Genomic DNA, 19699 nt, shown 5'->3' with positions numbered 1-19699 from the left:
CAAGTCTGGTTATTTCCAGACTTGTTCTTATTATAACCCTCGCTATTCTAGCTCGGGGATAAAACAGTCTCCCAGACTGTTTTATTTTCTAAGGTTGTAGAATGAGTTCAAGCCTTTGTAGACTGCAACTTCACCAAGTTGATCTTCAATACGAAGCAATTGGTTGTATTTAGCAATACGGTCTGTACGTGACAATGAACCTGTTTTGATTTGGCCAGCGTTAGTTGCAACTGCGATGTCAGCGATTGTTGAATCTTCAGTTTCACCTGAACGGTGTGATACAACGGCAGTGTAACCAGCTTCTTTAGCCATTTCGATAGCTTCAAATGTTTCAGTAAGAGTACCGATTTGGTTAACTTTGATAAGGATTGAGTTAGCAGCACCTTCTTTGATACCACGTGCAAGGTAGTCAGTGTTTGTTACGAAGAAGTCGTCACCAACCAATTGAACGCGTTTGCCAAGGCGCTCAGTAAGAGCTTTCCAGCCATCCCAGTCGTTTTCATCCATACCATCTTCGATAGTGATGATTGGGTATTTGTTAACCAATTCTTCAAGGTAGTCGATTTGTTCTGCAGATGTACGAACAGCAGCGCCTTCACCTTCGAATTTAGTGTAATCGTAAACTTTACGTTCTTTGTCGAAGAATTCAGATGATGCACAGTCGAAACCGATCATAATGCCGTTTTCGCCAGCTTCGTATCCAGCAGCTTCGATAGCTTCGATGATTGTTTCAACGCCATCTTCAGTACCTTCAAATTTAGGAGCGAAACCACCTTCGTCACCAACAGCTGTTACCAAACCACGAGCTTTCAAGATTTTTTTCAAAGCGTGGAATACTTCAGCACCCCAACGAAGACCTTCTTTGAATGATGGAGCACCAACTGGTACAATCATGAATTCTTGGAAAGCGATTGGAGCGTCAGAGTGAGAACCACCGTTGATGATGTTCATCATTGGAGTTGGCAATACTTTAGTGTTGAATCCGCCAAGGTAAGTGTAAAGTGGCACTTCAAGGTAGTCAGCAGCAGCACGCGCAACAGCGATAGAAACACCGAGGATTGCGTTTGCACCCAATTTACCTTTGTTAGGAGTACCGTCAAGAGCGATCATAGCGCGGTCGATAGCTTGTTGATCACGAACGTCGAAACCGATGATAGCATCAGCAATCACGTTGTTCACGTTGTCAACAGCTTTTTGAGTACCAAGACCAAGGTAACGTGATTTGTCACCGTCGCGAAGCTCAACTGCTTCGTGCTCACCAGTAGAAGCTCCTGAAGGAACCATACCACGTCCGAAAGCACCTGATTCAGTATAAACTTCAACTTCAAGTGTAGGGTTACCGCGTGAGTCAAGGACTTCGCGAGCGTAAACATCAGTAATAATTGACATTATATTACTCTCCTTTGAGTTTAAAATTGTTACATTGCTATCATACCCTAAAATACCGACTTTTTCAAGAAAAAGTCGGTATTTTTACAGAATGAAGTAATGTAAACGTCTTCCTTTTTTCTTACATAGTTTTATGTTATACTAATATTATGAATAACGATATAAATACAAGTATTTTAAGAAAGGCTTCCGGGGAAACTCGTCTAAATCCGGATGAACAACGTCTGTACATGGGAACCTACCGGGAGCGGGTTGTTCTCCTACTTTCTTTTGACGAATTGGCAAAGGAACAGGTCTCTCAGGACTTCAATCAGATTTGCCAAAAATTAGTTAGTAACTACCAACCGCTCTTTCTTAAACTATCCCCCTCTCTATCAGATAAGCAACAGATTTCGCTGATGAAAGTGGCACAAACTCACAGCATTACTTCAGCTATTATTGACGAGAAAGTTGGTCAATCACCATATGCTTTGATTTTTCATACTGACCATGCTGTAGATAGAGAAGATGTTACCTTAGAATCAGTATTTCCAAATATTTTCTTAATAGAAGAAAAAAAGGAAGATACAAAACCTTCCTTCTGGAAAAAATTATTTGGATAGACTGATTTATCAATGAACAAAAATAAGTACAAGACAAATAATCATACTTAATAAACACAGAATTCCTGGCAATCTGCCTATATCATTTTTTTCATTGAAAAAGAAAATAGTTCCATTTCCTTTCAATACATTCGATTCTGTCCCTCTTTCATTCTTAGAAAGACTTACAAGGGTTTGCTGCTTTGCCAGACAAATTAGAATAAATAAGATAGTTGCCATTGATTTCATCAATTCCATCTTACAGTTCCTCCTAATTGAATGACTCTTGCCACCTGTTCTGCTGTACGGATCAGGTTTTTTTCTGCATTTTTGAGCGTGTGTTCTAAACTGTCAACACTTGCGATGATAGGAAATGCGGCGCAGATATTTTCAAAAGGAAAATCAGGTAGGTCATCTTTGAGACTGCCACATATCGCAATGATAGGAACTCCATCTGGTGTTCGTCGAGCCACTCCTATCGGAGTTTTCCCTGCTAGACTCTGGATATCCATCCGACCCTCACCCACAATAACAAGATCAGCCTCAGCAACTCGGTGATCAAAACTCAATTGATTCATGACAAAATCTACACCCTTTTGGATATGTGCACCAGCAAATTGGACCAATCCAGCAGCCATACCTCCACCAGCACCTGCTCCACTTACAGCAAGTATTTTGGGATTCACATTATTATAAAACTCAGCCATTTCTTCATCAATACGTTCAAACTCTTCAGGCGCTAGACCTTTCTGACCCGCAAAAACATAAGTTGCACCCAAAGGCCCACAAAGTGGATTATTCACATCCGTAACCAGGTCAATCCTAACTTGGGATAAGTCCACCAACATTTCGTCTGTTGAATAGCGTACTATCTTTCCCAAATGAGCACCTATAGCCTCGACCTCATTTCCATCACAGTCATAAAATCTAACACCAAGACCTGATGCCATACCAATGCCACCATCATGACTAGCAGATCCGCCAACACCAATTAAAATTCTCTGAGCTCCATTTTGCACAAGTTCAACGATTAGCTCTCCAATTCCTTCTGTTTTGAGCAAAAGCGGATTTCTTTTTTCGTGTGGAATACTGCCAAGGCCAACTATTGCAGCCATTTCAAACACTGCAAGGTCATCTTTCATCGCATAGGTAACCTTGACTTTGTCTCCAAATGGACCAGTAACATAGGTACGTTTCACATCCAGCGATAAGGCATCTGTCAAACTCTCAACAGTACCTTCCCCACCATCACCCAAGGGAAGTAAGTCATAGCTTGCATGAGGATAAACCTTTGAAAATCCAAGTTTAATCGCTTCAGCGACCTGTGCTGCTGAGAGAGATTCTTTAAACGAATCTGGCGCTATGAGAATATGCATAGTGGACCAACCTCCTTTATATTATTAGTATACCATTCCCAAAAGAAGCTTTCAATAATTCCTATCAGATTTTAAAAGAGTATGATATACTGAAAGAAAGGAGGCAGCTATGTATCAAACTATATTATTTGATTTAGATGGAACATTAACAGATTCTGGTCAAGGCATTTTAAATTCCGTTGCCTTTGCACTCGAAAAAATGGGGATTGAAGAAACGAAGCCAGATCATTTGAGACGGTTCATCGGACCGCCACTCTATGAATCTTTTTCACAGTTCTATCAATTGAACCCGGAAGAAACACAGGCTGCAGTCGATGCTTTTCGCATCTATTTTAAAGAAAAGGGAATGTTTGAAAATCAACTTTATCCTGGAATTGTTCTACTTCTTGAAAAGTTAAAGTCTGCCGGCAAAACCCTTGTGATTGCTACTTCGAAACCGGAATTATTCGCAAAACAAATCCTTAAACATTTTGAAATTGATCATTTTTTTGATGTGATTGCGGGAGCAAGTCTGGACAATAGTCGTATCAGTAAGGCAGATGTGATTGCATATGCGCTGAAACAATTAGGCAATTTTCCTCAACCTGCAGTCATGGTCGGTGACAGAGAGCATGATATAGAAGGTGCTCACATGAACCAACTTCCTGCAATCGGAGTTCTTTACGGCTATGGAAATACTGAAGAGTTTGAAAAAGCAGGTGCGACTTGTATTGTAAAGAATGTAGCTCAACTGAGTGATTTTCTTCTAAGTTAATACACTTACCAAAATTTTTATATTTTTCCATGCGCAGTTGTCATAAAAATTCAGTAGTTATTTTTTGTCAATAGATATTGTTTATGGGAATTGGTATCAAATGCATAAATCATATCATTAAATATTCTTACAATGGAGAATTACCAAACACTCTCAAAAACAACGATGGGAGTGGGAAAGAACTCGACCAGTCTAAAAAGAGTTCGTCTTCCCACCCCCGCACAGTTGATTAGGTCAGATTTGGAGTGTGAAACACGAACAAATCTGCCAATCAACCACTGCGCTGAGATGTTGGCACAAACTCTGAGAAGCGATGCTGGACTTTCTGCCCAGCCTCAAGCAATACTTACCCAAAAAGTATTCTACTACATAATGTTAAACAACCACTTAAAAACAATTTTAAAAATGTTTTCGAGTGGTTGTTTCTTTATGATAAAAGAAAAATAAAAACATACTCTCCTTTGAATCGCGACAACTTCCTATTATTTCGTTGTTTGTTTTCAAAACATGATACTTCACTGTGTTGAGAGCGAAATCGTTAACTGATTACAGCTTTGAAAGACTTTTTCTTTTCCTATTTCCAACCTAAAAAAGTCCACCGAACCTTGATATATAGAAAAACGCCTGCCGGCGTTTCTCATTTCCTACCTAAAACAACCCGTCAGAGTTGGGGGATAAAGTAAAAGCCCCTAAAGACTTTTTTTTCCTATTTCCAACCTAAAAAGGTCCACCGGACCTTGATATAAAGAATACCGCTTACCAGCGGTTCTCATTTCCAACCTAAAAAGGTCCACCGTACCTTGATATAAAGAAAACCGCTTACCAGCGGTTCTCATTTCCAACCTAAAAAGGTCCACCGGACCTTGATATATAGAAAAACGCCTGCCGGCGTTTCTCATTTCCTACCTAAAAAGGTCCCCCGGACCTTTTTAGCCACCCAGATATGCTTTTTTGACTTCTTCTGAGGCGAGGAGTTCTTTTCCTGTTCCTGAGACGACGACTTTTCCTGTTTCGAGGACGTAGCCGCGGTCAGCGATGGCGAGGGCTTTGTTGGCATTTTGTTCAATCAAGAGAACAGTTGTGCCTTGTTTTTGAATATCTTGGATAATATCAAAAATTTCTTGGATGAAGATTGGTGCTAGTCCCATTGAAGGTTCATCAAGGAGTAAGAGTTTTGGTTGGCTCATGAGTGCACGTCCCATTGCTAACATCTGTTGTTCACCACCTGATAGGGTAGCAGCATCCTGATTTTTTCGTTCTTCCAAGCGTGGGAAACGAGCAAATATTTTCTTCAAGTTTGCTTGGTTCTCTTCACGATTATTGCGTAGGAAGGCACCCATCTCCAAGTTTTCCATAACGGTCAAACCTGCAAAAACATGACGGCCTTCTGGAACTTGTGATAAACCATCTGCTACAATTTTACGGGCTGGAACTTTTTGAATCTCATTTCCAAGGAAAGAAATCGTTCCTGAAGATGGGCGAACAAGTCCAGAAATCGTACGAAGGATAGAGGTTTTACCTGCACCATTGGCACCAATCAAGGTAACGACCTCTCCTTCGTTTACTTCAAATGATACATTTTTTACTGCCTCAATGACGCCATAATGTACCGATAAATTTTCAACTTTTAACATTGGCATTAGGCTTCACCTCCGAGGTATGCTTCAATGACACGTTTGTTGCTACGGATTTCTGCAGGAGTTCCATGCGCGATTAAACGGCCATATTCCAATACATAAATTCGCTCTGTAACTTCCATAACAAGACTCATATCATGTTCAATCAACATGATCGTGATGTTAAATTCTTCCTTGATTTTACGGATGAGTTGGGTCAATTCTGCTGTTTCTTGTGGGTTCATACCAGCTGCAGGTTCATCCAAGAAAAGAATTTTTGGTTCAGTCGCAAGAGCACGAACGATTTCCAAACGACGTTGTTGGCCGTATGGAAGATTTTTAGCTAGAGTATCTGCATCGCCATCCAAATCAAAAATTTTCAAAAGTTCAATCGCTTTTGTTCTCAAGGATTCTTCATTCTTATAGAATGCTGGAAGACGGAAAAAACTTGCAAAAACTTCTGCTTTCCCATGGTTGCCAAGACCAATCAAAACATTTTCTAAAACGGTCATGTTTTTGAAGAGTCGGATATTTTGGAATGTCCGACCAAGACCAAGTGAGGCGATTTTTGATGGCGCTTTACCATTTAAAAGTGTACCAGCAAGAGTGATTGTACCTTCGCTCGGTTCATAAACTCCAGTTAAAAGGTTAAAAAGCGTTGTTTTACCAGCACCGTTAGGACCGATAAGCCCAACCAATTCTCCTTCATGGAGCTCCATGGTTACATCACCAACAGCAGTTAGTCCACCGAAGTTCTTGGTTAAATCTTTTACTTCAAGTAATACCATTACTTAACCTCCTTCTTCTTGAGTAGAGCTGCTACGCTAAATTCTTTGGTTCCTAAAAGACCACCAGGACGGAAGATCATCAAAAGAATCAGTGCCAATGAGTAAATGATCATTGAAATATCTGAATAACTCTTCAAGAAGACGTTCAAGATACCAAGTACAATAGCTGCCACAAAGGTACCAGTGATTGAACCCAAACCACCTAATACAATGACAATCAAAATATTCACTGAAGTCATGAAGGCAAAGTCTTTAGGAACAATTGTTCCAACATAACCTGCATGGAGACCACCTGCAATGGCTGCTGTCATGGCACCGAAGACAAAGGCTGAAACCTTAACAAATGTCGGATTAACACCGACAGACTCAGCTGCAATTTCGTCCTCACGAACTGAAATCGTTGCTCTTCCCATTGGGCTACGTAAGAAGTTTACTGTTACCAAGGTTGTGATAATAACAAAAATATAAACTAAAGGCCAGCTTGTAAAGAGTGGAATAGACATGATACCAGCTGCACCGTTAGTAAGACTTCCACCGTTGATAATCAAAATACGAATGATTTCTGCAACACCAAGAGTCGCAATTGCAAGATAGTCACCCTTTAAGCGCAAGGTTGGGATACCAACCAACAAAGCAACTGCACCTGAAATCAACATTCCAACAATCAACGCAACAGCAAATCCACCGTAGGATGGCATCATTTTACCAATAATCCCGACAGAATATGCTCCAATAGCCATAAAACCAGCATGACCTAGAGAAAATTGACCAGAGAAACCAACAATCAAGTTTAAACCAACTGCCAAGATAATTTGAATACCGATTTGTTGCACAATTTGGATATAGTAGAAGTTTAAAATCCCTGCTGCAACAAGACCTTGAATCAGACCAAAACCAGCTAAAAAGATAGCCAACCAAATCGCATTAACTTTTAAATTTTGCTTCATGGTTACACCTTCTCTTTCACATTCTTACCAAGGATACCACTCGGACGTACCAAGAGGATGATAATAAGCACAGCGTACACGATTGCATCACGGAATGTATCTAAACTTATCACATAGGTGAAGGTTTCAATAATACCGATAACAAATCCACCAAGAGCCGCACCTGGAATAATACCAATACCACCTAATACCGCAGCAACAAAGGCTTTCAAACCTGGTGTCATCCCCATCAAAGGCTCGATTTGGTTGTAATAAAGGCCTAAAAGAACACCGGCTGCACCAGCAAGGGCTGATCCAAGAGCAAAAGTAAAGCTGATCGTACGGTTTACGTTAATCCCCATCAACTGCGCTGCATCACTATCAACTGAAACCGCACGCATGGCTTTCCCCATTTTTGTACGCTTCACGATTAATTGTAGAGCAATCATCAAGAACAATGAGACACCAAGAATAATCAACTGAATATTGGTTACAGAAACTGGACCCAAGTGGAAGGTTACTGCCTCAATTGCTTGTGGGAATGCTTTTACATCAGCCGAAAAGAACTTAATCATAGTGTATTCCAGGAAGAAAGAAACTCCGATAGCTGTAATCAAGGCAGCAATACGTGTTGAATTTCGCAAAGGACGATAGGCCAAAAACTCTATTACAACACCGAGAATAGCTGTTCCTACCATTGCCAGAATAAGTGCAATAAAGAAACGAGTTCCTCCATCGCCAATAAACGTTAAATTATTTAATAGAAAATACCCCATAAACGCACCCATCATGTATAGGTCACCGTGGGCAAAGTTAATGAGTTTGATGATTCCGTACACCATGGTATACCCAAGGGCTAATAGTGCGTAAACAGAACCAAGAATCAAACCATTGACAAGTTGTTGAAGCATAGGTTCACCAATCTTTCTAAATATTTTTCTAGCTCAGTAAGCATTATTACATTATACAAAATTTTCTGAAAATAAGCAAGTTCGATTGCCACTCATCAGCCACATAAAGGGTAAAATAAATCTGAGCTAATCAAACAGTTATGTCCACTCAAAAGTCTGCATTGTCTCCTTAAAATTCGTATGATCAATTTGTACAAGCAGAAGAATAAACACTTTTTAAGCGATGTAGCAAAGATAACATAATTTGAAAAAAGAGGGAAATCCCTCTTCTATCTTTTTATTAGTCAGCTGAAATTGTATCCACTGAAGATTGCTCACCATTTGTCAAACCAACAACATAAACTGATTTCACAACGTTATGGTTCTCATCAATAGACATGGTACCAGTAACACCTTCGAAGTCTTTCAAAGCTGCAAGGTTATCTTTCACAGCTACTGAATCTTTTGCACCTTTTGCTGCTTCTGCTGCCATATAAACTGAGTCATATGCAAGAGCTGAGAACATTGATGGCTCTTCGTTGTATTCTTTCACATATGCATCGTAGAATGCTTGTGCTTTTTCACTTGCTGATGTTACAAATGCTGAAAGGTAGTAAACGTTTGAAGCTGCTGAAGCAGTTGCCAACTCAGTAAATTGTGGAGAATCGAAACCGTCTGAACCAAGGATTGGCTGTTCGATACCAAGACCACGCGCTTGTTTCACAATTGTACCAGTTTCATTGTAATAACCAGGCATAATGATAGCATCGAATTCTTTGTCTTTCAATTTTGTCAATGCAGCTTGGAAGTCTTTATCACCAGAAGCAAATGTAATTTCTGAAACAATTTCTCCTGTGTAAGCTTTCTTGAAGGCCTCAGCTACACCTTTACCGTAATCAGATGAGTTGTCAAAGTAAAGAACAACTTTCTTAGCTGACAAGTTTTCAGTAGCGTACTTAGCCATGATTTCACCTTGGTATCCATCTGTAAAGGTTGTACGGAAGAAGTATTCTTGTACCTCACCTTTATCATTTTCAACCAAGTTTGTTTGTGTACCTGAAGGAGAAATCATTGGAACACCTGCTGAAGTTAAAGCTGGAATAGATGCTGCTGAAGCTCCTGATGTAGCAGGGCCGATCACGACGTTTGCACCCTCACTTGCCAAGCTTGTTGCAACCGTTGCAGCTTCAGCGGTTTCAGATTTATTGTCTTTTGTGATAACTTCAATCTTTTTGCCATCAATACCACCAGCAGCATTGATTTCTTTTACTGCAAGGTTGGCACCTTTTTCTTCTGTTTGACCATAAGATGAAACAGCACCAGATAACTCCAAGTTATAACCGATTTTAAATGTTTCCCCAATAGTTGAACCAGCTGCGGATGTATTGGTTGTTGAAACATTGCCACAGGCAGCGAGGAGAGCTGCTGAAGCAAATGTAGCGATTGCTACTGCAAATTTTCTTGTTTTCATGAAAATACCTTAAAACTTTCTTAAATTTAACATGTATCTAATATACAGAATTATCTGAAAATTGTCAATAAAAATGAACAAAATTTTTAAAAAAATTAAAATTTTAATAATTCTCCAAATAATTCACAAAAAAAGCCATCATTACTGATGACTCCATATTACCATTATGACGATATGCGGGCTGGCTCTGGCTTATCAATCGATTCACGCCATAGACTCCCTACAAAGTTTTGATCCAATTCTTTTATATATGAAGGAACTAATTTTTTAACAAACTTCTCCTTCTTTAGTTTTGTAATGGCCACATCTACTTTATCTTTATCCATATAGACAAGAACATACCGTAAGCGTTTGGAATGATAGACGATATCTCCATATTGGTTTAATTTACGGGCATCACGGTTATAATGTAAATATACTGCTAAACTAATCCGATCTTTCTTCTCAAACATGTCAACTCCTCTAAAATTGATTCTTCCTATATTATACCGCTTTCAATTAAAAATGAAAAGCTCCAACAATCAAGTCGATCATCAGAGCATGTAAGAATAATCTTATAGAAACAACATTACTTAGTCTTTGTATTATACATAATTTGGTCGATAAAGCCGTATGCCAAGGTTTCTTCAGCAGACATCCAATAGTCACGTTCTGCATCCTTATGGATTTGTTTGACTGTCTTACCAGAATTTTCCGCCAAGATTTTTTCTAACTTGTTACGAGTATTTAAGAGGTGTTCTGCTGCAATTGCCATGTCAGTTTGCTGAGTACCACCACCAGTGCCTCCCATTGGTTGGTGAATCAGGTATTCTGCATTAGGAAGCATGAAACGTTTGCCTTTTGTACCACTTGAAGCAATGATTGTTCCCATACTTGCTGCAGTACCCATTACAATTGTCTGTACGTCTGCTTTAATGAAGTTCATTGTATCCACGATGGCAAGACCTGCAGAAACAGAACCCCCTGGTGTATTTACATAGAGATAAATATCTTTTGTTGGATCTTGTGCATCTAGGAAAAGCAATTGGGCAATAATCGAATTGGCCATATTGTCCTCAACCGGACCTGTCAACATAATGATGCGGTCTTTCAGCAAACGTGAATAAATATCATACGAGCGCTCACCGCGACTAGTTTGTTCAATAACTACTGGAATCATAAATTTACTCCTTTTCGAGATTTTCTTTTCCCATTATATAAGAATAGTCAAAATTGGTCAAATAAAAAACACGATTTAAAACCAGAAAAAAGAAATCAGCTCAACTGATTTCTTACGGAGATTATTTAGTACCGAAAAGGCGATCACCAGCATCTCCAAGACCTGGAACGATATAGCCTTTATCATTGAGTTTTTCATCCAAGGCTGCTGTAAAGATATCGATATCTGGATGTGCATCTTGAAGTGCTTTCACACCTTCTGGAGCGGATACCAAGGCGACAAATTTAATATTTGAAGCTCCACGTTTTTTCAAGGAATCCACTGCAAGAATTGCTGAACCACCAGTTGCTAACATTGGGTCTACTACCAAGATATGGCGTTGATCAATATCTTCTGGCAATTTCACAAGGTATTCAACTGGTTGTAAGGTTTCTTCATCGCGGTACATACCAATATGACCAACTTTAGCTGCCGGAACCAAGCTAAGCAATCCATCGACCATACCAATACCAGCACGAAGAATTGGCACAATAGCTAATTTCTTACCTGCAATTTGTTTTTGAACTGTTTTTGTAATCGGTGTTTCAATTTCCACATCTTCAAGTGGCAAGTCACGCAATACTTCGTAGCCCATTAACATGGCAATTTCATTGACCAACTCACGGAAATCTTTTGTAGAAGTTGTTGTTCTACGAAGGATAGACAATTTATGCTGAATGAGTGGGTGTGAAATGACTTGGAATTTACCCATGATGATGAAACCTCTCTTTTTTGTTTTTTCTATTTTACCAAAAATTCATGAAAAAAGCTCGTGAATATTGAAAATTATCTTATTTTTTGAGAACGATTGCCTCATACGGTCTCAATAATTGTCCAGCCAAAAATGCAGCCTCTTCGTAATTATGCATAAACAGGGAATATCCCTCGCTCGATACTTCGAAGGCTTGCTCATCACTTGTGAAATTCACCAGAATGATGAAATCATCCTGTTCATCATATTTACGGTAGGCCATTACCGAGCTATTTCCAGTCTCCATCACTTCATATTTTCCTTCGGACATACAAGGATACTCTTTCCGAAGAGCGATTAATTTTTGATAGGTATAGAAAAGAGATTGTTTGTCTGCAAGTGCTTTTTCAACGTTGATGTCTTTGACAGTATCTCCAAAAGCCAGCCAGGCTTGACCTGTACTGAAGCCTGCTCCTTCTGCTCCTGTCCATTGCATTGGACGGCGAGCATTATCACGACCTTTGGCATTTATAGAAGTAATCAATTCCTCCTTGGTAAAGCCATTTTCAATCCGTTCCGCATACATGCGACGTGTTTCAATATCATCTGCCTGGTTAATATCTGTAATTGGCGTATTAATCATACCGATTTCCTCACCTTGGTAGATATAAGGAGTCCCTGACATAAAATGAAGATAAATAGCCAACATTTTACCACTTAGCTCACGAAATGCAGGTCGATCATCACCGAAGCGAGAAATGGCACGAGGTAAATCATGATTATTCCAGAAAAGTGAGTTCCAGCCTTTACCAACCAGTTCAGTCTGCCATTTGGATAGAACGTTATGCAAACGAGCTGGATCAAGCGGTGCCAAATCCCACTTTTCTTTCCCTTCCTGCTGATCAAGTCCTACATGTTCAAATTGGAAAATCATCGAAAATTCTTTTCGATCAGGATGCGAATATAACTGAGCATTTTCTGGATTGGCACTCCATGTCTCCCCAACAGTCACTAAGTCGTAAGCACCAAAGGTTTTCTCATTTAATTCCTGAATAAGAGGATGGAGAGTCGGTCCGTCGGCTGTAATTAATTTTTCCGGTTCTTTTCCAATCAAATCAATCACATCTAGCCTGAAACCGCCAACACCTTTTTCAATCCAAAAATTGATCATATCCCAGATTTCTTGTTTCATAGCAGGATTTTTCCAGTTCAAATCCGGTTGCTTAACAGAGAATTGGTGGAGATAGTATTTGTTCAGATGTGGAACGTATTCCCAAGCAGAGCCAGAGAAGGTCGAGCGTAATTCATTCGGTTCATCAGCCCAAACATAATAGTCATAGTAGGGATTATCTGGTCCTTTGAGGGCTTCTTGAAACCAAAAATGTTCATCCGAGGTATGATTGAGCACCAAATCCATGATTATTTTGATATTGCGCTTATGGCCTTCTGCAATCAGCTCTTCCATATCTTCCATGGTCCCAAATTCTGGAGCAATTCCTTGGTAGTCACTGATGTCGTAACCATTGTCATCCATGGGTGACTGATAAACAGGACTGAGCCAAATAGCATCAATTCCAAGCTCGTGAAGATAATCTAATCTGCTGATAATCCCTCGAATATCCCCTACTCCATCTCCATTTGAATCTTGAAAACTACGAGGGTAAATTTGGTAAATGACGGACTTCTTCCACCAATCTGTTTTTTGTATTTCTGACATGTATTGAACCTTTCTGTACAATCTAATTTACGCAAGAAAAAGGGGAATCCCCCTCTTTCTATATAATCATATTATAACTCAATTGTAGTAATTTTTTCCTCTTCTATTTCAACAATTTCAAAGGATTTTTCTTTTAGATTTGCTGTTAGGCGGGCAGATACCCCTGCATCTTGATTATTCCAGAAAATTTCCATACTTGTTTCATCCAACATCTTAACAGAGAACTCTCCGTCGAAAGCTGGACTTGTATTGCGGAATTTTAAGAGTTTAAACAAGGATTGTACCACAGGACGTTGCACTTGCTGCTCAATTTCATCCAAATCATAGTAATGGCGATTGATATTGCGACCTTCCTTACTTGATTCTAAAAGTTCAATATCATTTTCGCCTGCAAGTAAACCAACATAGTAAATCTGTGGAATACCTGGTGCAAAACATTGTAGAACACGCGCTAATAGGTAAGCTTGATCGTTATTGCCAAGGGCAGAATAATAAGTACAGTTAATCTGATAAATATCCAAATTATTATAAGCTTCTGTACTATAAATTTTCTTCACATTGGCACCTTGTGCATACAAGGCTTCACGCGTTTCCTCTATCTCCTCATCCGTCAGCAAATCTTTTACGTCCACAACACCTATTCCATCATGTGTATCAAGAGTTGTAAATTGCTTGCGAGGGCAAATCTCCATCCAGTGAATCAGGCGATTGACATGACCAGAATACAAAGCGTGGAGAACTAGCATTGGCAAGGCAAAGTCATAAACATAATAATCCTGTTCCGCAATTTTCTGCTGAATGGTGTAGTGTTCATGAATTTCTGGCAAGATTTCTACATCTTTTGGTGCCAATAACTGACGTGGAAAATGGAGCATTTCCCAAATATCAGGCTCCACAAAGAAACAGTTGGTTCCTATTTTTTTATTAGCATAAGCAAAGGCGTCCAAACGAATGATCGAAGCACCATGTTCTGCCAACTGTTCCAGATTTTCTTGGATGAACTGGCGTGTCGTCTCTGTAGTCACATCCAAGTCAATCTGTTGCTCATCAAAGGTACACCATACCTTCTCCTCGCTACCATCAGCAAATGTTGCAATTCGATATGGAGCACGAGGTTTACGCTTATAGATCAAATCAACATCTTCTTGTGTTGGTTCTCCATTTGGCCAAAAGTTTTTATAGCGAATAAACAAATCCGCATAAGCTGATTCATCTTTCTTTTCAAGAAAATCAAGGAAATAAGGAGATTTTGCAGAAATATGATTGATCATAAAATCGAACATCAGATAATAGTCCTTGCTCAATGCTTCAATATCTGACCAATCTCCAAATGCAGGATCTACCTTTGTATAATCCATTGGCGCAAACCCACGGTCACCTGATGATGGGAAAAACGGCAGAATATGGATACCTCCCACAACATCCTTTAATGGCCCCTCAAGAACATTTTTCAAATCCTTGAGATTCTTTCCTAAACTATCCGAATAAGTAATCAACATAGCTTGATTTTTAATTTTCATAGATTTCTTCCTCGTAAGCCTTTTCTTTTTTCATTGTTAGAAAAGGTTGAACAAGTCAACCTTTAGATTTATTTGACAGAACCACTCGTCATACCTGAAATAATATGTTTTTGGAAGATTAGGTAGACAAGTAGGATTGGGATAATTCCTACAACATAGGAAGCAAATGATGGACCGTAGTCACTAAAGTACATTCCTTTGTAATTATACTGGAACAAGGGCAAGGTCCACATAGCTTGATCTCTGTTTAATACTAGGAGTGGCAAAAGGAAGTCATTCCACACCCACAATGCATTGATGATCAATACCGTCGCATGCATCGGTTTCATCAGAGGGAAAATAATTTTCCAATACATGGTAAACTTATCACAGCCATCAATAGCTGCCGCCTCATCCATTTCTTCAGGAACAATGGTCTTAATATAGCCGACGTATAGGAAGAGGGCCTGAGGAACTGCATAGGTCAAATATAGAATAATCAAACCGACAACATTGTTCAAACCAAGGCTTGACATTAATTTGGTCATTGGGAGCATAATCACTTGGAAAGGTACAAAAATCCCAATAATCAAGAAAAAGTAGATAAAGTTAAACACTGTCTGGCGTTTCATTTGACGGGCTACGGCGAAAGCTGCCATTGGAATAACCAATAAAATGAGGGCAATTGATACAATTGTAATAATAGCTGAGTTACTAAAATATTGAACAATTCCATCATTAAACAGGCGTTCATAGTTGCTCAATGTAAACTCTTGTGGCAAACCAAAGAAATTTCCTGTAATTTCCTTTGTTGGTTTAAAAGAACTGATAATGGTCACCAATAGTGGAATAAACATGAACAATATCCCACTAAAGAGAACTAAGTAAACCCACCAATTTTTCTGTTTGTGCTTGTTCATATATACTCTCCTATACTTCAAATTTCTTAGAAATCTTCATCTGAATCAACGAAATCACAATGATAATGATAAAGAGGACCACCGCTAAAGCATTCGCATACGAAAACTTATTATCAACAAAGGCATAGTTATAGACTAATAAACCAAGTGATTCTGTCTTACCATCTGGACCACCACTTGTCAGGGCAAAGATAAGGTCGAAAGCGGTCAAACCTGATTTCATCGCCAAGATAAAGACCATACTAATGGAAGGTAGTAAAAATGGAAGTTCAATATTAAAGAATTGTTGAGACCGAGTTGCCCCGTCAATCGTTGCTGCTTCTTTGACATCTACTGGTATACTTTGTAAACCAGACAAGAAAATGATGACCGGCATGGCTAATCCTTGCCACAAAGCAACAAATAAGACAGAAGGAATAACAGTTTTCTCATTCACTAACAAGTTTTCCTTCAACCAATCAATATTTAAGACTTCACCAATTTGAGTAAAACCATAGTTAAAGAGCTGAACAAAAATCAAACCCAAAGTAACAGTTGACAAGACAGCTGGGAAGAAATACCAGGTTCTAAAGAAACCAACTGCTTTAATCTTACGATTGAGCAGGGTGGCCAACCAAATCCCAATCACTATCTCACCAATGACCAAACCAATGGTGAAGATAATCGTGAAGGTCATTGATGTGTAAAAATCAGGATTTTTTAAAATATCCAGATAATTGTGAAAACCAATGAGGTCAAAATCAGAGGTTAATCCATTCCAGTCTGTTAGACTATAGTAAATCCCTGTAAACAGCGGATAGAAGAAAAAGATTAACTGTAATCCAATCGGTACCGCCACAAATAGATAGGGCCAGTATTTTGCAACAAATCCTTTTTGATTCATCATGGTACTCCTTTTAGCGTTTGTTATAGTTGTTGCAACTCAGCTCCATCTGAATTTAGGGGGCTTCGAGATAAAGCTGAATTGGAACAACTATAAGGGTAAGAAGCGAAATCCGCTCTTACATCGTTTATAGTTGCTATGTATTACTTACTTCATTGGGTCAAAGAAAGCATTCAATTCGTCCGCAAGCTTATCTGCCTTTGGATCTTTGGTTGTTTCTACAGCGATGGTCCAGAAATCATTTTGCGATGTCCATTCTTTATGCAACCATGCAATTTGCTTATCAGTAAAGGCATATTGGGCAACTCCTTCAATTTCTGGGAACTTCCCTTCTGTTTCAACTCCCTCGACAGAAGTTGGCGAACCGTCTACATCATAATATTTTTGCATGACTTCTTTGCTGGACATATAAGCGAGGAACTTTTTAGCTTCTTCTGGGTGTTCCGTCTTGGCACTGATCGACAAAGCTAAGTCGGCACCACCGATAGTCACATCATCCCCTTCTTTTTCTCCAGGAAAGGCAAAGATACCGTAATCCAAATCAGCATTCTGTTGATTGATGACTGCAGCAGCCCAGCTACCTTGTGGCATCATGAGAGCTTTGCCATCTCCAAATGCTGCGACAGCATCGGCATACTTAGCTCCAGAAAATCCTGATTGACCATTGTCATGTAATAATTCGAAGGATTTAACAACTGCTTGCGTTGCTGGATTGTCAGCTGTGATACTACCTTTGCCACTCCGAACTAGGATATCTTGAGCTTGGTCATAACCTCCTGCCGCGCTCACCCATGCCAACTGATGGAATCCATTTAGTGACCAAGAATCAGCCAAAGACAACGCAAATGGTGTTTCACCCTTGTCTTTAATCGTCGCTACTAATTTTTCAAATTCAGCAGTCGTTTTTGGCACTTCTAGGCCTAATTCTTTAAATTTAGCCTTGTTATAATAGATGCCATAGACATTGGTGTTCAATGGGAGAGAATAAATTTTATTGTCAACAGCATAGATTTCTGCTGCTCCCTCTTTCAAATTGCCAACTCCAGCATCCTCTCCGAGTTCTAGGAAACGACCATCTTTTGCCCAAGCATCAAAATCTGCCGCAACCGGATAGACATTGATAATATCTGGATCTTCATTGTTGGCCATACGAGTTTTCAAGATGGTTTCTGCATCTGGTACACTGGAAAATTTAATACTAATGTCTGGATTGGCCTTTTCAAAATCAGTAATAATTTCTTGCAAGGTCGCTTGCATCTCTGGTTTTTGTGAGAAATATTCTAGTTCGACTTTATCGCTAGACCCCGCCGAGCCATTCCCACATGCTGCTAGCAAACTAGCAAAAGCAATCACAGATGCACTTTTAACGAATGTTGTAAATTTCATTTTCTTTCTCCCTCTATAACTAGGTCATTTAGTAATAATATCATAATTTTCAACTGCTAATGTAACTAATCCTTGACTCTGGAAACGAATGCCATCTGCTTCAAGTGGTGTTTCAATCTCCATACTGAACACTTGCTTCCCTCCATTGATAAACAATTCAATGGAATGACTATCCAAAATAAAGCGACAGGTGATTGAATCTTGGAGGTCTACTGCTACTTTTCTGAAACAATTCTGATCTAATCTAAGCCCAGAATAGGTTCGATCAACTTCTAGCGTATCAGTCAGCCGAGTAAATTTAAAACTGGTATATAAGTCATCATTGCAAGCTAGATCAATTTGGAATGTTGTCCATTCTTTACCAGCCAAACTGAGCTGTAAATCAATAAATCTACCTTTCAAATCTGGTTCTTGATAGGCTCCATCAATGGTGGTTGAAAATTGAAGTTTATTTTGACGATAAGCCTCTAGTTCCCGAATCGGTTGCTGGATGAGCTTACCATCTTCTAAGCTAAGCTCTCTCGGAAGAGTCATCATAGCCTGCCACTCTAAATTTTCTAAATCAGAAATCGAATTCCACGATTTCATCCATCCAATAAGAATCTGTCTCCCATCACTCAGACGACACGTTTGTGGTGCATAAAAATCCAAACCATAATCAAGAGATTTTCCTTCACCTTTATCAAATTTATGATTTTCTCTGTCATAATTTCCAATAAAATAGACTGAATTGTGACCATTATGGAATTCTAAGTCTTTAGCTTTCATGTGTTGAGGTGAGCAGATTAGAACGGATTGATCATCAATTTCAAAAAAGTCCGGGCACTCCCACATGCTACCATACTCTCCTGTATCGTCGCTCGCAAGTACTCCCATATAGGACCATTCTTGTAAATTCTGACTTGAAAATAGTTGGATTTGACCACGCCCATCTGTATCCAAGTTTCCGGCAACCAGATTGTATCGTCCATCTGCTTTCCAAACTTTTGGATCACGAAAATGTTCTCTACTAAAACCGTCAGGCAGTAGATTTCCTGTCAATACTGGATTCAAATTAACTTTTTTATAATCAACTCCATCTCCAACTGCTAAACATTGGTCTTGAACAGCTTCAATCTGCCCACTACTATTTTCTTGTTTTCGAACCCCTGTATAAATTAGATAGTGTTTTCCTTCGTGCTCCACTGCACTTCCTGAAAAGCATCCTTCCTGGTCATACCATTGGTCGGGTGCTAGAGCCACGGGCAAATCTTTCCAAACTACCATGTCTTCCGTCACTTGGTGTCCCCAGTGCATGGGCCCCCACTTGATATCATAAGGATGATACTGATAAAATAGATGGACTTTACCCTGAAATTCTGAAAGTCCATTCGGATCATTTAGCCAACCAATAGGTGGGCTAACATGAAATCGTGGCCTTGTATCCGAAGCAACATGATGCTGGGAAACATAATCTCTAGCCTTTTTCAAGTCTTGCATCCTTCACCTCCGGATGTTGTTAGTAATGTAACCGGTTACTTGCTAGTATTCTACCCTTTTAGTTTATGATTGTCAAGCGCTTTCAAAAATATTTTTCTAAATTGAAAAAAGATTGACACATAGCGATTTTCACTA

At 39.3% G+C, this 19699-nt stretch carries 19 protein-coding genes; 2 read left to right on the top strand and 17 right to left on the bottom strand.

Features of this window, described 5'->3' with window-relative positions:
* Positions 1-81: 81 nt before the first annotated feature.
* Positions 82-1389, bottom strand: coding sequence for a surface-displayed alpha-enolase (gene eno, locus ACPC57_RS07585; RefSeq protein WP_024391935.1), 1308 nt, complete (start codon positions 1387-1389; stop codon positions 82-84).
* A 149-nt stretch (positions 1390-1538) separates the two neighbouring features.
* On the opposite strand from eno, the gene ACPC57_RS07580 reads away from it, so the two are divergent.
* Positions 1539-1991 carry a DUF1694 domain-containing protein gene (locus tag ACPC57_RS07580; protein WP_434066638.1) on the top strand — a complete coding sequence of 151 codons (453 nt, stop codon included), beginning with the start codon at positions 1539-1541 and terminating at the stop codon, positions 1989-1991.
* A gap of 9 nt (positions 1992-2000) precedes the next feature.
* Here the strand turns inward: ACPC57_RS07580 and ACPC57_RS07575 are convergent, their stop codons facing one another.
* Both ACPC57_RS07575 and ACPC57_RS07570 read right to left on the bottom strand, forming a co-directional pair.
* Positions 2001-2228, bottom strand: a complete 228-nt coding sequence (locus tag ACPC57_RS07575; protein ID WP_434066637.1) for a hypothetical protein — start codon at positions 2226-2228, stop codon at positions 2001-2003.
* Entirely contained in the window at positions 2219-3346 is a 1128-nt protein-coding gene (locus ACPC57_RS07570; RefSeq protein WP_434066636.1) for a glycerate kinase family protein, read from the bottom strand. Before ACPC57_RS07570 ends, ACPC57_RS07575 begins: the two co-directional genes overlap by 10 nt.
* 109 nt (positions 3347-3455) lie before the next feature.
* Here ACPC57_RS07570 and ACPC57_RS07565 point away from each other — a divergent pair, with 109 nt between their 5' ends.
* Complete coding sequence (locus ACPC57_RS07565) at positions 3456-4100, top strand: HAD family hydrolase (RefSeq protein ID WP_277837082.1); 645 nt, start codon at positions 3456-3458, stop codon at positions 4098-4100.
* A gap of 929 nt (positions 4101-5029) precedes the next feature.
* Here ACPC57_RS07565 and ACPC57_RS07560 read toward each other — a convergent pair.
* The 14 genes from ACPC57_RS07560 to ACPC57_RS07495 form a co-directional block, all read right to left on the bottom strand.
* Complete coding sequence (locus tag ACPC57_RS07560; RefSeq protein WP_217374000.1) at positions 5030-5740, bottom strand: ABC transporter ATP-binding protein; 711 nt, start codon at positions 5738-5740, stop codon at positions 5030-5032.
* The gene (locus tag ACPC57_RS07555) at positions 5740-6504 is read right to left on the bottom strand and encodes an ABC transporter ATP-binding protein (protein ID WP_434066635.1); all 765 of its coding nucleotides are present in this window, start codon (positions 6502-6504) and stop codon (positions 5740-5742) included. The genes ACPC57_RS07560 and ACPC57_RS07555 overlap by 1 nt, the downstream gene beginning before the upstream one ends.
* Complete coding sequence (locus ACPC57_RS07550; protein WP_217374001.1) at positions 6504-7451, bottom strand: branched-chain amino acid ABC transporter permease; 948 nt, start codon at positions 7449-7451, stop codon at positions 6504-6506. Before ACPC57_RS07550 ends, ACPC57_RS07555 begins: the two co-directional genes overlap by 1 nt.
* A 2-nt stretch (positions 7452-7453) precedes the next feature.
* Positions 7454-8341, bottom strand: a complete 888-nt coding sequence (locus ACPC57_RS07545; RefSeq protein ID WP_024391943.1) for a branched-chain amino acid ABC transporter permease — start codon at positions 8339-8341, stop codon at positions 7454-7456.
* 280 nt (positions 8342-8621) lie between these two features.
* Positions 8622-9791, bottom strand: a complete 1170-nt coding sequence (locus tag ACPC57_RS07540) for an ABC transporter substrate-binding protein (protein WP_217374003.1) — start codon at positions 9789-9791, stop codon at positions 8622-8624.
* 164 nt (positions 9792-9955) lie between these two features.
* The gene (locus ACPC57_RS07535) at positions 9956-10243 is read right to left on the bottom strand and encodes a DUF2129 domain-containing protein (protein ID WP_217374004.1); all 288 of its coding nucleotides are present in this window, start codon (positions 10241-10243) and stop codon (positions 9956-9958) included.
* Positions 10244-10359: 116 nt separating this feature from the next.
* Positions 10360-10971, bottom strand: a complete 612-nt coding sequence (locus tag ACPC57_RS07530; protein WP_277837118.1) for an ATP-dependent Clp protease proteolytic subunit — start codon at positions 10969-10971, stop codon at positions 10360-10362.
* A gap of 100 nt (positions 10972-11071) precedes the next feature.
* Complete coding sequence (gene upp, locus ACPC57_RS07525; protein WP_024391947.1) at positions 11072-11701, bottom strand: uracil phosphoribosyltransferase; 630 nt, start codon at positions 11699-11701, stop codon at positions 11072-11074.
* A 79-nt stretch (positions 11702-11780) separates the two neighbouring features.
* Positions 11781-13397: a glycoside hydrolase family 13 protein gene (locus ACPC57_RS07520; protein WP_434065479.1), complete on the bottom strand. Its 1617-nt coding sequence runs from the start codon at positions 13395-13397 to the stop codon at positions 11781-11783.
* A gap of 71 nt (positions 13398-13468) precedes the next feature.
* Positions 13469-14917 carry a sucrose phosphorylase gene (gtfA, locus tag ACPC57_RS07515; protein ID WP_318150422.1) on the bottom strand — a complete coding sequence of 483 codons (1449 nt, stop codon included), beginning with the start codon at positions 14915-14917 and terminating at the stop codon, positions 13469-13471.
* A gap of 68 nt (positions 14918-14985) precedes the next feature.
* On the bottom strand, positions 14986-15816 hold the full coding sequence (locus ACPC57_RS07510) for a carbohydrate ABC transporter permease (protein WP_171989738.1): 831 nt from the start codon (positions 15814-15816) through the stop codon (positions 14986-14988).
* A gap of 10 nt (positions 15817-15826) precedes the next feature.
* The gene (locus tag ACPC57_RS07505) at positions 15827-16699 is read right to left on the bottom strand and encodes a carbohydrate ABC transporter permease (RefSeq protein ID WP_217375172.1); all 873 of its coding nucleotides are present in this window, start codon (positions 16697-16699) and stop codon (positions 15827-15829) included.
* Positions 16700-16846: 147 nt separating this feature from the next.
* Positions 16847-18085: an extracellular solute-binding protein gene (locus tag ACPC57_RS07500; protein ID WP_434066634.1), complete on the bottom strand. Its 1239-nt coding sequence runs from the start codon at positions 18083-18085 to the stop codon at positions 16847-16849.
* Positions 18086-18109: 24 nt separating this feature from the next.
* Positions 18110-19564, bottom strand: coding sequence for a glycoside hydrolase family 32 protein (locus ACPC57_RS07495; RefSeq protein ID WP_434066633.1), 1455 nt, complete (start codon positions 19562-19564; stop codon positions 18110-18112).
* Between the last annotated feature and the right edge of the window lie 135 nt (positions 19565-19699).

It is taken from the genome of Streptococcus sp. VTCC 12886 (assembly GCF_049893425.1).
Lineage (GTDB): Bacteria > Bacillota > Bacilli > Lactobacillales > Streptococcaceae > Streptococcus > Streptococcus suis_AA.
Note: the sequence above shows the minus strand (reverse complement) of the source record. Positions and strands in the feature narration are given on the sequence as shown.